This window comes from Frankia sp. CpI1-P (genome assembly GCF_001421075.1).
In the GTDB taxonomy this organism is placed as follows: Bacteria; Actinomycetota; Actinomycetes; order Frankiales; family Frankiaceae; genus Frankia; species Frankia torreyi.
The window spans coordinates 6,575-21,226 of the sequence record NZ_LJJX01000082.1; the positions used below are offsets into that span (position 1 = coordinate 6,575).

A 14,652-nucleotide genomic window follows, 5' to 3' on the forward strand; every position below is an offset into this window, starting at 1 on the left:
AGCCCGTTCAGCCCGTTACCCAGGTTTTTGTTCAGGCCGTTCAACCCGTCACCCAGGCCGTTAAGGTTCTTGTTGAGACCGTCGTTCAGACCGTTCAGGTTGTTGTTCAGGTCGTTGTTCAGACCGTTCAAATTCTTGTTCAGGTCGTTGTTCAGACCGTTCAGGTTGTCGTTCAGGCCGTTCAGGTTCTTGTTCAGGTCGTTGTTCAGGTCGTTCAGATCGTGGTTCAGGCCGTCGTTCAGACTGTTCAGATTGTTGTTCAGATCATTGAGGCCGTTATTTAGGTTGTTGTTAAGCCCATTCAAATACTTTTCAAGATCTTCGGGATTGAACTGCGTATTGGCGTTATCCGGGCTGTGGTGGGGGGTGTGCTGGACCGGCGGCATCTTGGTCAGTTTGACCGCGGAGGCCGCGGCGGCGAACTTGTCCATCATGTCCTGGGCCAGGCCCAGGGATGGCGCGAAGCTGTCCTGCACCTTCTTCGCCCATGCAGCCCGAAGCGCCCGGTCGGCATCGAACCAGGACGGCTGCCGGAGCACCGCGAAGTCCCCGGCGACGCCACTCCAGTCAGGAAAGCGAATGTACATCTCCCGCCACAGGTCGTACTCGTACTCGCCGAGCTCGCCGCGGATCCGGCCGGTCTCCCACAATCCGCCGGAATGGTTGTAGTTCGGGTCGGTGCCATAGGTGCTGTACACCGTGGACTGGTCGAACATCTGGACGATCAGCGCGAAGGGATCCGGCCAGACGCCGGGCGGCCCACCGATCGGACCCCGCGTCTCTCCCTGGCCGTTCTGCCCGTTCCAGTAGGCGTTGTCCAGGGCGAGCTGGTTCACGAAGTTCACCGCGCTGGTGACGGCCTGCCCCAGCGGATCGGACCATCTCTTGATCTGGTCGAGGACACCCTGTACACCGCGCCTGGCCGCATTGACCTGATCCCGGAAGGCCGCGGCCGCCGAACCGTCGAAATTCTCGACCTTCGTGTCCAGCCNGGAGACGTCGTTGTCCAGATCCTCGAAGATGGCCTGGGCCCACTCCCCGACACGCTGCAGGGCCACATTGACCCCACGCAGCGTGGCCGGATCGAACGGCGTGCGCGGACCGGCAATCTGCGGAATGTCCTTGAACACCGCGGTCCAGGCCGCCCGGACGTCCATCAACGGATTGCTGTCCGCGGCGCCCGCGGGCGTCAGGGAGTTGCGGTTCGCCGACGAGGAGTCGTCCTTCTTCCCGACCCACACGGTCAACTGCTCCGCGTTGCTCATCGAGTCGCTGGACATCCAGCGCCAGAAGGTGACCGCCCCCTGCTTGAACTTCGGCTTCCAGCTCCCCGAGGTGTGGTAGTGCTCCTCGCGCTCCTCGGGAATCAGCCAGGGCGCGCCGCCGGCGCTCCCGATGGTGCTCGGCCGCAGATTGTCGGCGACGCGCTTGGTGTTCGTGTTCTGGGTGGGTGAGTTGTTGTCACCCGGGCCGGTGGCAAGGTTGAGGCCGCCGTCGGCGGCGCCGACGGTGTACCCGAGGATGGTCTGGAGGATGTCCTCGATCGGCCCGGTAGCAGCCACGGTCAGTTCCCTTTGGGGTTGTTGGTCGGGCCGTCGCCCGGGCCCTGGGTCGTCTCCGTGGGAATGAACTGCTCGAACTCGTCGGCCGTCATCGAGTTCAGATGCTCGACCGCGTCCGAGTCTTCGAGCAGCGACTGCAGGCCCCAGTACAGGTTCGAGGCGTTCGAGTACACCGTGTCGAACCGGCCGGTGAGGTTCTTGCGCACCTTGTCCAGGTCCTTGGCCAGCTTCACGGCCTGGGTGAAGTCCGCGCCCCCCAGGCTCAGGGGAAACTGATCGCCCAGGGTCAGGTCGGAGTAGGTCTCACCGCTGTCCCACTGGTAGTCGGCCAGCCGCGTATCCATGTCATCGAGCAGGTCGCCGTACTCGGTTCGGAGCCGCTGGAGGGTCGGCTCGTCAATCTTGATCGTGAACTCGGTGCCCAATGGTCTCTCCTGTCGTTCGCCTCGGTTTTTGTGTCCTACCAAGAGAGCAGCGGCCCGACCGGCCCGCGCGACCCGTCACACCGGTAGTGGTCCGAGCGGGATCCGGTCGGCCACCGAGCACGAGAAGAANCTGGTTACCGGCCGCGTACGCGACGAGGAGATCTGCGGGTGTCCGGCGTGACGCGCACCGTCACAGCAGCGAGCCGAAGACGCTCGCGCCCTTCCTGTCACCCAGCAGGTACTGGTTGTGGATCTCCTCGAGCTTCTGCCGGCCCACCGCGAGGGACAGCTCCATGTCCTGCTGGCCCTTGTTCCACTGCTGCTGTGCCAGCGTGTAGTTCTCCGGGGCGGCACCCGCGTTGGCCTGGATGAACAGCTGCACCTTCGTCGTGAGATCGGCCAGCGACTCCTCGAGCTTCTTGGTGACGAACTGGAGCTCGTCGGCGGTGTCGAGGGCGCCGTTCGGGCTGAACTGATAGGTGGCCATGTTCTCCTCGTTCCTCCGGATTCCGGATTCGGGCTGGGTTGGAAATCGGCCGGCTGCGCGTCAGGTGAGGCCCTGGGCCCAGCTCGAACCGATCATCAGGGCGTCGTCCTCGGTGCTGGTCGTGGTCTTCGCGTAGCTGACCATCGATTCGTTCAGCAGGTTCAGCGCCTGCCGNACCTCGTTGAAGCCGTTCTGCCAGCCGGCGATGGCGTCGCGGTACTTGGCGGCCGCGACACCACCCCACGTCGAGAAGAGCATGGAACTGGCGCCGTCGATCGTCTGCTGGATGTTGTTGCACTCGTCCTGGCAGAGGTCGAAGGCTTTGATCATGGCAATGGTGGTGGCTTCATCTGCGACGAGACTCTGATCTGGCATGGACGTGCCCTCCTGGTTCGGACGTGGACATCACTGATCTCGGTGGTCTTCTGGCCCACGACTTCCGGTCATCCCCCCCGTCCCGGCGTCGTCAGCGACGGTCCCGTGGGCAGGAGCGCCACCAACTTCCACGGGGCGGCGACGGCCTGTTCGGGCGCGTAGCCGAGGGCCTTGATCNCATCCCCGGTCGCCGGGTAGGCCATCCCGCTGCCGTCGACCAGCACGCCCGGCTGCCTGGCCACCTCCGTCGCCGAGCTGTCCCGTGGCAGCAGCCGGGGCACGACCAGGGCGCCGCCACCCGCGGTGACTCCGATGGCGGTGGCGCCGGAGGTCCGCCGGCCCGCGGCCGCGTGCACCGTCGTCACCACGACGTCGAACGCCGAGCCGGCCGGGTCCGGCGAGGACTCGACGCAGACCGACTCGCGCGGGGACAGCAGCCGGATCTGCGGCGGCGTCGGCGGCAGCGTGTTCTGCGGCGCCGTCATCGCGACCCGCGCCGCGGTGGCGAGGTCCCCCGGGGTGAGCTGGTGCTCCGGTGCGTCGCCCGCCTCGCCCCGAGCCAGGGCGAACTGGGTCGGGCTCAACGCGGTCAACCCGGACGCCAGCAGGATGTAGTGGGCGACCGATCCGGTCGCCGTCGTCACCGCGAACAGCTCGCCCCGCCGGGTGGCCTGACCCCCGATCGGCGGCCCGGGCGTCCCGGCGTCCGGCACGGCCACCGGGGCCAGATCCGGCCCGGGCGGCACCAGGTCCAGCCACGTCCGGGGAACGGCGGTGGGGATGATCGCGCCGAAGCCCAGCACGTCCGCGGCCCAGGGGCGGGCCAGCAGCAACCGTTGCCCCCGCCAGAGCAGGTGCTCCTGCCCGTCGGACGAGACCAGCAGCCCCACGTCGGCACCGATCCGGGGCTTCGCCGCAGCGACGCCGACGTCGAGGACCATGGACGGCGCCGCGACGGCAGCCGTTTCCCCGGCCGGCCCCCCGCCGGTGCCGGGACCGGCGCACAGCCGCCACACGCCGTCGTTGAGGTGGCTGGGGTCGGGCAGGGTGTCCGGTGCGTTCGCGAGCCCGAGGGGAGCGCCGCGCGGCACTCCGGCCAGCCGGGATCGCGGCACCACCACCGGCGTGACGGCCTGGCCCGTCAGCAGCCGGGCCGAGGCGATGTTGCGCACCGGCCGCAGCGCGCCGTCGACCAGCAGGAACCGGCTCCCGCTCGACTTTTCCATAATCAGAGCGCCGGGTTTACGCCAGGCCGTCGACCCCCGCGCGGAGATCAGCGCCCAGATCGCGACCACCGCCAGCAGCAGGATCGCCGCCACGCCCCCGGTGACCAGCCCGCGCAGGTCCCGGCGGGTCGGTGACTCCAGGATGTCCGGTTCGGCCCGGACGAGCGCCCCGGTCAACCGGAACACCATGTAGTTGTGCGCGTTGACCTGGTCTCGTCGGGAGCGCATCTCAGCCGACCACCGAACGGATGAACCCGATTCCGCCGAGCATCCCGACCACCAGTGGTACCGAGACCGCCAGGGCCGTGGCGTGCCCCCAGTCGCCGAGCCGCCCCCAGATCGGCGTCAACCGGCGACGCGGAAGCACGTACGCGCAGGCCGCGGCAACGGTCGCCAGCAGCAGCGCCAGCACCATCGGCAGGGCCGCGCCGCCACCGAGCCCGCCCGACCGCCCGGGCAGGGACAGGACGACGGCGACCAGACCCGCGCCGGCGGGCAGTCCCAACGCCAGACGGTGCCAGGTACTCGTCATCGGGCGGGCGGCGAGCACCTGCGCGAACCCGACGAGGAGGGCCACCGCCGCCGGCAGCCAGCCGGGCGCGAGCGCCAGCCGGAGCACCGCGACGGTCGACACGACCCCGCTGGCCGCGTGCAGGGCGGTCATGAAGCGGTCGGCCCGGGCCGTGCGGGCCAGCAGTTCCGCCCCGGGCTCGGGGTCGATGTCGTCCTGCAGGTCCTCCGGTTCGACCGGCAGCGGCGGCAGTGTCAGCCCGGCGAGCTTGAACGAGGCCATCGGCACCGCGGGGCGGGCCGCCACGCAGAGCAGCGCCATCACTGCCGCCACCTGGGTCCAGTCCAGGCCGGCGGCGGAACTCAGCTCACCGGCCACGGCGGCGGCCAGCGCCATGGCCGCGACCGCGAGACCGACCGGCAGAAGTGTGCCGCGCCCGGACGCCACGACCAGCACCAGCAGGCTCGCGAGTACGGCGACTCCCGCGCCGGCCAGCAGCATCTCGGGCAGGCGGGCGCCGGCGCCCGCTCCGGCGTCGGCATCGGCGACCTGGAGAACCACCGCCTCCACGGCGAAGGCCACCACCGCACCGCCGAGGAGCGCGGTCACCGCGCGATCCCGCTGCCCCCGGCCCGACACCACCATGGCGACGAACAGCAGCATCGCGACGACGCCCACCGTCACGGGCCGGCCGAACGCGTCGCCGCCGGCGTCGGTGGTGCCGTGGGCGCCCCGGGCGCCAGCAGCCGGGGTGGGGACGTGCGGACCGGCCAGCACCGGCACCGCGAGCGCCACCAGCAACCACACCACCAGCGCCAACGCCGACACCGCGTGGGTGGTCCGCGGCCGCCACAGACCCGAGCGCGCGCTGATCCCGGTGGAGATGCCATCGATCAGGTCGTCGAAGTCCAGCGGCGGGATCTGGTCCGAACGCGGGCGGACGTGGACGGTGTCGCCGTCGAGCAGCTCGTGCTCGGCGACGCTGAGGTCCTCGTCCAGCGGGGGCGAGCCGAGCCGCTGCACCACCCAGCCGCTGTGTTCCAACCCGCGATCGGCGAGATCGGGGCCGAGACTGCGCAGCAGCGCCGGCATCAGGTCGGTCAGGGGCACGTGCGTGGGCACGGACAGATCGACCCGGCTGGTCGGCCCGATGACGAGAAGACGGCAGACCTCCGCCGCGCTGCTCTGTGCCATGTCTCCGGCACGACAGGCTCATCCATGCCGGTTCACTTCTGTGATCCAGGACACACCCGCCCATCGGTTCAACCCGACGGTGCAGCGGGGGCGTGTAGCGGACATGGCCACGGTCGCCTTCCGCCGCCCCGCCCGCCGTACCGGCCCGGAGATGCCGCACGGCGAGATCACGCTTCAGGAGCCGCCCACCGTCCCCGAGGTGCAGAGCGCNGGCATGCGGGTGCTGCTGATGGTGGTTCCGATGGCCCTGATGTCGGGCGGGATGATGTACTTCTACATCGGCCGCTCGGCGTCCGGGCCCATGGGCCTGACGATGATGGCGATGATGGGCGCCGGCATGGCCACGATGGGTCTCGGCCAGGTCCTGACGCAGTCCGGCGACCGCAAGCACAAGGTCGGCGGCGAGCGCCGCGACTACCTGCGCTACCTCTCCCGCACCCGCCGCCAGGTCCGGGGCTACGCGGAGAAGCAGCGCTCGGCACTGGCCTGGCGCCACCCGGACCCGGAGTCGCTGTGGTCGCTCGCCATGACCAGCCGGTTGTGGGAACGCCGCCCGACCCACCCGGACTTCGGCGAGATCCGCGTCGGGACCGGATCGCAGCGGCTCGCCGTGCGGATCACCCCGCTGNAGACCAGCCCGGTGGAGGATCTGGAGCCGGTGTCGGCGAAGGCGCTGCGGCGGTTCACCCGCGCCTACACGACGGTCCCCGGCCAGCCGGTCGCCCTGTTCATCCGCGGGTTCGCCCGCATTCAGGTGGACGGCGACCGCGAGATGTCACTGGGCATGGTGCGGGCGCTGCTCGCCCACATGGCCACCTTCCACGCCCCGGACGAGGTGCGGATCGCCGTCTGCGCCGCGGCGGCGCGGCGCGAGGAGTGGAGCTGGGTCAAGTGGCTGCCNCACGCCCAGCACCCCACCGACCGTGACGCGGCCGGCCCGGTGCGGCTGTTCGGGGAGTCGCTGGAGGACGTCGAGCGGTTGCTGGGGCAGAGCTTCGGGGAGCGGGCCCGGTTCGAGACCGGCGCGGCACCCTCCCGAACCGAACCGTTCGTCGTCGTGGTCAGCGACGGTGGCCGGATCTCGCCCGGATCCCGGTTCCTCGTCTCCGGCTACCGCAACGCCGTCCTCGTCGACTTCGAGCACAACGGCGCCGGCGGCAACGCCCGGCACCTGCTGCATCTCGACGTCGCCGCCGACACGATGGACATCGTCGAGGTCGACCGGGTCGGTCGGGAGGTCCGGACCCGCCTGGCCACCCCGGACGTGCTGTCCCGGGTCCGGATGGCGATGCTGGCCCGGCTGATGGCCCGGCACAGCGCCGGCGAGAGCGCCGAGCAGGCCCCCGACGGGCTGAGCGCCAACCTCGACCTGCCGGACCTGCTCGGTCTCGGCGATCTGGAGCGGTTCGATCCGAGGACCGTCTGGCCGACCCGGCACGGGTCCGAGCGGCTGCGGGTGCCCATCGGCGTCGCCGCCGACGGCTCGCCCATCGAGCTGGACATCAAGGAGTCCGCCGAGGACGGCATGGGGCCGCACGGGATGCTGATCGGCGCGACCGGTTCGGGCAAGAGCGAGCTGCTGCGCACCCTCGTGCTGGCGCTGGCGGCGACGCACTCGTCGGAGACGTTGAACTTCGTGCTGGTCGACTTCAAGGGCGGCGCGACCTTCGCCGGGCTGGACCGGCTGCCGCACGTGTCCGCGACCATCACCAACCTCGCCGACGAGGCCGCGCTGGTGGACCGGATGCGCGACGCGCTGCGCGGCGAGCTGGTCCGTCGTCAGGAGCTGCTGCGCCGCGCCGGCAACTTCAGCTCGGTTCGGGACTACGAGCAGGCCCGCGCGCAGGGCGCGCCGCTGGCCCCGCTGCCCACCCTGTTCGTCATCGTCGACGAGTTCAGCGAACTGATCGCCGCGCACACCGACTTCATCGAGCTGTTCGTGATGATCGGCAGGCTCGGCCGGTCACTGGCCGTCCATCTGCTGCTGGCCTCCCAGCGCCTGGACGACGGCCGCATCCACCAGCTCGAGGGCCACCTGTCGTACCGGGTGAGCCTGCGGACCTTCTCCGCGATGGAGTCCCGGTCCGTCATCGGCGTCCCGGACGCCTACGAGCTGCCCGCCGCACCCGGCAACGGCTACCTGCGTTCCGACGTCGCGACGATCACCCGGTTCAAGGCGGCCTACGTCTCCGGGCCGTACCGGCTGCGCTCGACCCGCGTCGACCAGGACGTCATCGAGAGCCAGGTCGTGCCGTACGGCACCGAGCACGTCCCGGTCGTCATCCGCGAGGCCGACGCTCCCGCCGACACCGACGAGGCCGACAACGCCGACGCCACCGCCAGCACCGTACTGGAGGTGCTGGTCGACCGGCTGGTCGACCAGGGGCCGCCGGCGCACCGCGTCTGGTTGCCGCCGCTGGAGCAGCCGCCGACCCTGGACCAGGTCCTGCCGCCGCTGCTGCCCGACCCGGAGCACGGGCTGCGGCCCGTCGACGTCGGCGCGGACGGGCTGCTGACGGTGCCGGTAGGGATGATCGACAAGCCGTTCGAGCAGGTCCGCGACCTGCTCACGGTCGACTTCGGCGGCGTCGGCGGCCATCTCGGCATCGCCGGCGGGCCGCAGAGCGGCAAGAGCACCCTGCTGCGATCCGTGATCGCCGGCCTCGCCCTGACCCATTCGCCGCGGCAGGTGCAGTTCTTCTGCCTCGACTTCGGCGGCGGCTCGCTGGCAAGCATCGCGGACCTGCCGCACGTCGGCGGAGTCACCGGCCGGCACGACCCGGACCGGGTGAACCGGACCGTCGCGGAGATGGTCGCCCTGCTCAGCGACCGGGAGCGGCGCTTCGCCGAGCTCGGGGTGTCCGGGATGGTCGCCTACCGGGAGCTGATCGCGGCCGGCCGGGTGCCGGCGGAGGAGTTCGGCGATCTGTTCCTCGTCGTCGACGGCTGGTCCACCCTGCGCCAGGAGTTCGAGGCGGCGGAGACCGACGCCCGCGAGATCGCCTCCCGGGGGCTGAACTACGGCCTGCACATCCTGCTGACGGCCGGGCGGTGGTCGGAGATCTACCACACGATGCGGGACAAGATCGGGTCCCGGCTGGAGCTGCGGCTCGGCGACCCGGTGGAGTCCGGGATCGACCTGCGGGCGGCCGCGGCCGTGCCGAAACTGCCCGGACGCGGGCTGACCGACACCAAGCTGCACTTCATCGCGGCCCTGCCGAGGATCGACGGCGCCGGCTCGGTCGACGACCTGGCGCACGGCACCCGCCATCTGGTCTCCGCGGTGGTGGACGGCTGGCCCGGCCCGAAGGCGCGGCCGGTGCGCACGCTGCCCGCCGTCCTGCCGGTGGAGCAGTTGCCGCCCCCCGACGGGGCGCTGCGGGTCGCCCTCGGCGTCGACGAGAGCCGGTTGGAACCCGTCTTTCACGACTTCCGCCAGCTGCCGCACCTCACCCTGCTCGGGGACAACGAGAGTGGCAAGACCAACCTGCTGCGGCTGGTGGCGCGGGCGATCACCAGCCGGTTCACCCCGGCGCAGGCGCGGATCATGGCGGTCGACTACCGTCGGCGACTCTTCGACGACATCCCCGACGCCTACCGGCTGGGCTACTCGGTGTCGCCGGACAGCACCAAGGCGACAGCCCGCGACGCCGTCGCCGGCCTCACCCCGCGGATGCCCGGCCCGGACGTCTCCCCGGAGCANCTTCGGCGACGCGACTGGTGGTCCGGGCCGCTGCTGTTCGTGCTCATCGACGACTACGACCTGCTGACCGGCTCGGACAACCCGCTGACCGCGTTCGTGCCGCTGCTGCCGCAGGGCGGCGACATCGGACTGCACGTCGTCGCCGGCCGGGCCGCGGCCGGGCTGATGCGCATGGCGATGGACCCGCTGCTGCGCCGGCTGCAGGAGCTCAACACCCCCGACCTCGCGCTGTCCTGCCCGCGCAGCGAGGGGCCGCTGCTCGGCGGGGTCAAACCACGGGTCCTGCCGCCCGGGCGGGCGCTGCTGTGCACCCGGCGGGGCAGCCGGCTGATCCAGACCGGCTTCGTCGCCGAGAACAGCGCCGCCGGCAGTGCGGCCGGATCGCCCCCGCGCTGATCCAACGCGGGTCGCCGGTCGGCAGGCGGGTTGGGCGATCAGCCGCGGGTCGACCCGGCGCCGTTGCCGGAGTCCAGGCCGGAGGCGGAGTCCAAGCCGGAGGCGGAGCCCAGGCCGGAGGCGGAGTCGCTGCGGGATTCGAGGGCCGTGAGGACGGCGACCATGTCGGCGGCGGCACGGCCCTGCGCCAGGGTCTCGCCGTAGAGCGCCTCGCAGACGTCCGTCAGGGGTGAGGCGATACCGGCGGCCCGGGCCGCCTGCGTGATCAACTGGATGATCTCCAGCACGTCCGGGATGCCCGCCTGGACGGTGAAGTCGCGCTCGACGAGCTTCGGCAGCTTCGCCCGGGAGACGTCGCTGGCCATCGGGCCCGCGGCCAGCACCCGGCCGAGCACGCCGAGGTCGACGTCGTTGCGCCGGGCGAAGTGCACCGCCTCCGCGAGGCCCGTCACCAGCGTGACCAGGAACAGGTTGACGGCGAGCTTCGTCGACATCGCCCGGGGAACGGGCCCGCAGTCCACCAGGTCATGGCACATCGGGGCGAGCAGCGGTCGCACGTCGGCGACGTCGGCCGGGTCGCCGGCGAGCATGCCCACGAGCCGGCCGGCCTCGGCGGGCCCGCGCGACCCGGACACCGGCGCCTCGACGAAGCGACCGCCCACGGCGCGGACGTCGGCGGCGAGGGCCCGCGAGTAGGCGGGCGAGGTCGTTCCCATCTGGACGAGCGTGTGGTCCCGCAGCCGGGCCGGGAAGGTCGGGCCGGCGCGGTCGAGCACCGCGTCGACGGCCTCCGGGCCGGCGAGCATGACGATGACGACGCGGCAGCGCGCGAACACCTCGGCGGCGTCGTCGGTCGCACTGGCCCCGGCCGCCACCAGCGGCCCGCTACGGTCCGGCGTGCGGTTCCACACCACCAGCGGCCGACCCGACGCGGCGAGGTTCATCGCCATCGGCTGGCCCATCGTCCCGAGCCCGACGAAGCCGACCGGTCTCGCCTCCGCGTCGACGGGCGCCGGCACGGTCGCGACGTCCGGCTCCTGCGCGGACCCCGCGCCGGGCGTACTGGCTGTCGTTGTCGCCACCTGCCCATGGTGGACCCGGCGGACGCCGGCAGCGCGGTGGACGCACCTGGCCTGTCGGTATGGGCCGAGCTGTCCGACACGGACGCGGAGGCCGGCTCTTTCGCTGTCGCCGGCGCTGTCGCCGCAGCCAGCCGCGCCTCGGCAGACGGCCCACGAGACACTGGGGAGATGGCGGGGCACGGGCGGGTGGCGGGTGGCTGACGAGCAGCCTGACGCGGAGCCGCTGACCTTCGACGAGATTGCTGAACTGGCCGCACGGTTTCCCGAACGCGATGCGGCGGTGCGGCTTCTGAGGACGGCAGGATTTCCCGTCGGACGCATACCGTCCTGGCAGCCGGAAGACGCAGCCGAGTTCTTCAACGCCGTCAGCCAGCGGTTGGGCGACGGCATTCTGCATGACGGCCGAGCGCTGCTGTTGGCGACAGCGCGCGAGGTGTCCCCACGACCTCCCGGGCATCCTCGGTCGCCGCTCGATCCGCCCTATCGACAGTTGCGGCCGGGCGCGCCCGAGGTCTGGCTGCTGCAGCCTCGCTTCGGCGTGGTGCCGTACCTGGGCCGCGACGGTCTTCTCCACGATCTGGAGTCATGGTGTGTGGAGGAGATCTTCAGCGTCGGCCTCGTCACCGGGGAGGGCGGGTCGGGTAAGACACGAACGCGGCGCCCAGCTTCTCAGCACCACCACCCAGTTGGCACTGCTTCTTTTTCGAATGAACGAGACCGGGGCATCCTTACCCGCGCCCGTCCCCGCCGGGCTGTGCGGCGCCGCCGCGCCCGTCAGACCTTTCTGCCGACCGCACCGTAGTTGCTGACCTCCAGGTCGCTCAGCCCGGTGGCGGTGCCGTCGGGGCGCCAGCGGTGAACAACCTGCACCCCCGGCTCGACCAGCTCCAGACCGTCGAAGAAGCGCGCGACCTGTTCGCGGGTGCGCGGCTGCAGGGGGATGCCGCGGCTGCGGTAGGTCTCGGCGACCTGCTCCCACCCCGGGTCCTCGTCGGCGGTGACGTGGGAGAGGGCGAGGTAGCTGCCGGCGGGGAGCGCGTCGACGAGGCGGCGGACGATGCCGTAGGGGTCGTCGGAGTCGGGCACGAAGTGGAACAGCGCGATGAGCGACAGCGCGACCGGTTTCGTCACGTCGAGGGTGTCGCGCAGCTCCGCCGAGCTCAGGATGCTCTCGACGTCGCGGACGTCGACGTCGAGGTACGCCGTGGCGCCCTGGGAGGTGCCGGTGAGCAGCGCGCGGGCGTGGGTGAGGACGATCGGGTCGTTGTCCGCGTATACCACGCGCGCGTCGGGGGCGATGCCCTGGGCGATCTCGTGCAGGTTCGGCGAGGTGGGGATCCCGGTGCCGATGTCGAGGAACTGCCGGATCCCGACCTCACCGGCCAGGTAACGGACCGTCCGGNCCAGNAACGCCCGGTTCTCCCGGGCGACGACCCGCAGGTTCGGGAACGCGGCGAGCGACTGCTCGGCCGCCTCCCGGTCGGCGGGAAAGTTGTCCTTCCCGCCGAGGAAGTAGTCGTACATCCGAGCCGAATGCGGCTGGTCGGTCTTCAGATCCACCGGGTTGCGCTCCTCGACGAGACTCTGCCACCACTGCCCGCCCGCCAGGTCCCGCTCGCCCGCATCCGTCACCGCGGCCAGCCCCCTCACACCTTCGGCGATTCCCTCGTATCACCCTAACTGCCGGGGTCTCTCACGCTCCGACGCGGGCCACCGGGGAATCCGGCGATCGACGGACTAGCCTGGCTGCGGGTGCAGCACCCGGCCCATCCCGCCCCACTCGGATTGGATNACGGCGCATGCAGCATGTGTCACTGGCCGGACTGGACGTCTCCCGCCTCGGTCTCGGCGCGATGGGGATGTCGGCGTACTACGCCGGCGCNGGCGCGGACGACGCCGAGTCGATCCGGACGATCCACCGGGCGCTGGACCTCGGCGTCACCTTCCTGGACACCGCGGAGATCTACGGCCCGTACCGCAACGAGGAGCTGGTCGGCCGGGCGATCGCCGGGCGGCGTGACGAGGTGGTGCTGGCGACCAAGTTCGGGCTGATCTCGCACCGCGACGGCGACCGGCCCGGTCTGGACAGCTCGCCGGCGAGCCTGCGGGCCGCGCTCGAGGGGTCGCTGCGCCGCCTCGGGGTGGAGCATGTCGACCTCTACTACCAGCACCGGGTGGACCCGGACACGCCGATCGAGGACACCGTCGGCGCGCTCGGCGAGCTGGTCGCCGAGGGCAAGATCCGCCACATCGGCCTGTCCGAGGCCGGCGTCGAGACGATCCGGCGGGCGCATGCGACCCATCCGATCACGGCCCTGCAGACCGAGTACTCGCTGTGGTCGCGGGAGCCGGAGGCGGAGATCCTGCCGCTGCTGCGCGAGCTCGGCATCGGTTTCGTCCCCTACTCCCCGCTCGGCCGCGGGTTCCTGACCGGCCAGATCCGCTCGGCGGACCAGCTCGAGGCCGGCGACTTCCGCGGCGGCAACCCCCGCTTCGCCGCCGAGGCGCTGGCGCAGAACCTGCGGATCGTCGCCGAGGTGGAGGCCGTCGCCGGCGAGGCCGGGGCGACCCCGGCGCAGGTGGCGCTGGCCTGGCTGCTCGCCCAGGGCGACGACCTCGCGCCGATCCCGGGCACGAAGCGGGTCAGCCGGCTGGAGGAGAACGTGGCCGCGGACGCGCTCGTCCTCACCCCCGACCAGCTCGCCCGGCTCGACGCGATCGAACCGCCGGCCGGCGACCGCTACGCCGACATGACGACCATCAACCGCTGACCAGGTCCGGTCGGCGGGTCCTCCACCAGCGGGTCCTCCACCAGCGGTAGGTCAACCAGCGGGGCGTCAGCGGGTGGGGCGTCAGCGGGTGGGGCGTCAGCGGGTGGGGTCGAGTCGGTGGGCCAGGCGGTCACGAAGCACGGTGAGGTCGGCGATGCGTTCCTCCAACATGCTCAGCCGTCGGGCGGCCACCGCGAGCGCGTCGGCACAGGCGGGCCTGGCCTGGAACCGCTCCGGCAGCGGATGGTCGAGCAGCGGGAGCAGGGACCGGACGTCATCCACGGTGAACCCGCTGGCGAGCAGGGACCGGATGGTGCCGACGGTGGTGACGGCGGCGTCGTCGTACACGCGATAGCCGGCGCTGGTGCGGCTCGACCNCANCAGGCCCTGCTCCTCGTAGTACCGCAACGCGCGCGGGGTGGTACCGGTCACGCGCGCCAGCTCACCGATCTGCATCCACCCACCTCAACAGTGCGCACCCGACGTCTTACCAAATGTACGCATCACGGCCCGCACGGCCGGGTCGGCGGCGGGACCGCCAAGGTGATCGTGCTCCTCGCGTCGCCGACTCCTCGCGTCGCCGAGAGCAGGCTCCTTGCGCGGACCGCCGCAGGCCCCCGACGACCGAGCCGGCGACCGAACCCGATGCCTCCCCGCCCCTCGACCGGCACCCGACGAACGCCGTCCGATGACGATGGAAACGCCGGTGCCGGCCGGCCGCGGGTCAGTAACCCTCGTCATGCATGGTCCACCTGCGACTACGTCGCTTAGTGATCAATGTGAGGAGGGTGGATGCGGCCAGGCGGTTCGACCGGGTGACGGCTTGTTCCCGTGTCGTCTCCGCTCACAGCGTACGAACATGTGTTCGACATCCGGGGTGTGTTGTTCTACCGTCGACCCATGGTTTTCGACGACGACCT

General features: G+C 71.2%; 10 protein-coding genes and 10 pseudogenes. 8 read left to right on the plus strand and 12 right to left on the minus strand.

Annotated features, from left to right (window positions below; genetic code table 11):
• Nucleotides 1-1,564 precede the first annotated feature (1,564 nt).
• The 7 genes and pseudogenes from FF86_RS29210 to eccD all read right to left on the minus strand — a co-directional run bounded on the left by FF86_RS29210 (nt 1,565) and on the right by eccD (nt 5,780).
• Nucleotides 1,565-1,987, minus strand: a complete 423-nt coding sequence (locus tag FF86_RS29210) for a hypothetical protein (protein WP_044888454.1) — start codon at nt 1,985-1,987, stop codon at nt 1,565-1,567.
• 190 nt (nt 1,988-2,177) lie between these two features.
• Nucleotides 2,178-2,474 carry a WXG100 family type VII secretion target gene (locus FF86_RS29215; RefSeq protein ID WP_044888455.1) on the minus strand — a complete coding sequence of 99 codons (297 nt, stop codon included), beginning with the start codon at nt 2,472-2,474 and terminating at the stop codon, nt 2,178-2,180.
• Nucleotides 2,475-2,534: 60 nt separating this feature from the next.
• A pseudogene (locus tag FF86_RS63380) lies at nt 2,535-2,648 on the minus strand (hypothetical protein); the annotation flags it as partial.
• A 1-nt stretch (nt 2,649) separates the two neighbouring features.
• Nucleotides 2,650-2,849, minus strand: a pseudogene (locus FF86_RS60315) (hypothetical protein); the annotation flags it as partial.
• A gap of 68 nt (nt 2,850-2,917) precedes the next feature.
• On the minus strand, nt 2,918-3,026 hold a 109-nt coding region (locus FF86_RS60320; protein ID WP_242419845.1), incomplete at its 5' end, for a type VII secretion protein EccB.
• A 1-nt stretch (nt 3,027) separates the two neighbouring features.
• Nucleotides 3,028-4,303 (minus strand): annotated as a pseudogene (gene eccB, locus FF86_RS29225) (type VII secretion protein EccB); the annotation flags it as partial.
• 1 nt (nt 4,304) lies between these two features.
• Entirely contained in the window at nt 4,305-5,780 is a 1,476-nt protein-coding gene (eccD, locus tag FF86_RS29230; protein ID WP_044888458.1) for a type VII secretion integral membrane protein EccD, read from the minus strand.
• Nucleotides 5,781-5,883: 103 nt separating this feature from the next.
• Between eccD and FF86_RS69155 the strand changes: the two genes are divergently transcribed.
• From FF86_RS69155 to FF86_RS60335, 5 genes and pseudogenes are all read left to right on the plus strand, one after another.
• Nucleotides 5,884-5,990: hypothetical protein (locus FF86_RS69155; RefSeq protein WP_396230173.1), on the plus strand; the 107-nt coding region annotated here is incomplete at its 3' end.
• Between the two features lies 1 nt (nt 5,991).
• Nucleotides 5,992-6,408, plus strand: a pseudogene (locus FF86_RS60325) (secretion protein EccC); the annotation flags it as partial.
• A gap of 1 nt (nt 6,409) precedes the next feature.
• Nucleotides 6,410-6,680, plus strand: a pseudogene (locus FF86_RS60330) (hypothetical protein); the annotation flags it as partial.
• A gap of 1 nt (nt 6,681) precedes the next feature.
• A pseudogene (eccCb, locus tag FF86_RS29235) lies at nt 6,682-9,482 on the plus strand (type VII secretion protein EccCb); the annotation flags it as partial.
• A gap of 1 nt (nt 9,483) precedes the next feature.
• Nucleotides 9,484-9,879 (plus strand): annotated as a pseudogene (locus FF86_RS60335) (hypothetical protein); the annotation flags it as partial.
• A gap of 38 nt (nt 9,880-9,917) precedes the next feature.
• Here FF86_RS60335 and FF86_RS29240 read toward each other — a convergent pair.
• Nucleotides 9,918-10,841 (minus strand): NAD(P)-binding domain-containing protein, encoded by a 924-nt coding sequence (locus tag FF86_RS29240; protein WP_044888466.1) that lies wholly within the window; start codon nt 10,839-10,841, stop codon nt 9,918-9,920.
• A 313-nt stretch (nt 10,842-11,154) separates the two neighbouring features.
• On the opposite strand from FF86_RS29240, the gene FF86_RS33835 reads away from it, so the two are divergent.
• Nucleotides 11,155-11,763, plus strand: a complete 609-nt coding sequence (locus tag FF86_RS33835; protein WP_128423426.1) for an effector-associated domain EAD1-containing protein — start codon at nt 11,155-11,157, stop codon at nt 11,761-11,763.
• On the opposite strand, the gene FF86_RS29250 is transcribed toward FF86_RS33835, so the two are convergent.
• Both FF86_RS29250 and FF86_RS60340 read right to left on the minus strand, forming a co-directional pair.
• Nucleotides 11,736-12,363 (minus strand): SAM-dependent methyltransferase (locus tag FF86_RS29250; RefSeq protein WP_242419843.1); only part of this gene is annotated, 628 nt, incomplete at its 5' end. The genes FF86_RS33835 and FF86_RS29250 overlap by 28 nt on opposite strands.
• 6 nt (nt 12,364-12,369) lie before the next feature.
• Nucleotides 12,370-12,593: pseudogene (locus FF86_RS60340) on the minus strand (SAM-dependent methyltransferase); the annotation flags it as partial.
• Between the two features lie 167 nt (nt 12,594-12,760).
• Between FF86_RS60340 and FF86_RS63385 the strand changes: the two are divergent.
• Nucleotides 12,761-12,843 (plus strand): hypothetical protein (locus FF86_RS63385; RefSeq protein ID WP_255355968.1); only part of this gene is annotated, 83 nt, incomplete at its 3' end.
• Nucleotide 12,844: 1 nt separating this feature from the next.
• Nucleotides 12,845-13,732: pseudogene (locus FF86_RS29255) on the plus strand (aldo/keto reductase); the annotation flags it as partial.
• Between the two features lie 96 nt (nt 13,733-13,828).
• On the opposite strand, the gene FF86_RS29260 reads toward FF86_RS29255, so the two are convergent.
• A partial coding sequence (locus FF86_RS29260) for a MerR family DNA-binding protein (RefSeq protein ID WP_242419844.1) occupies nt 13,829-14,109 on the minus strand: 281 nt, incomplete at its 5' end.
• Between the two features lie 4 nt (nt 14,110-14,113).
• A pseudogene (locus FF86_RS60345) lies at nt 14,114-14,188 on the minus strand (MerR family DNA-binding transcriptional regulator); the annotation flags it as partial.
• Nucleotides 14,189-14,652: the final 464 nt, after the last annotated feature.

Coding starts and splice junctions, on each gene's coding strand:
- FF86_RS29215 (WP_044888455.1), bottom strand. CDS start 2,474: ATGGCCACCTATCAGTTCAGCCCGAACGGCGCCCTCGACACCGCCGAC.
- FF86_RS29240 (WP_044888466.1), bottom strand. CDS start 10,841: ATGGGCCAGCCGATGGCGATGAACCTCGCCGCGTCGGGTCGGCCGCTG.
- eccD (WP_044888458.1), bottom strand. CDS start 5,780: ATGGCACAGAGCAGCGCGGCGGAGGTCTGCCGTCTTCTCGTCATCGGG.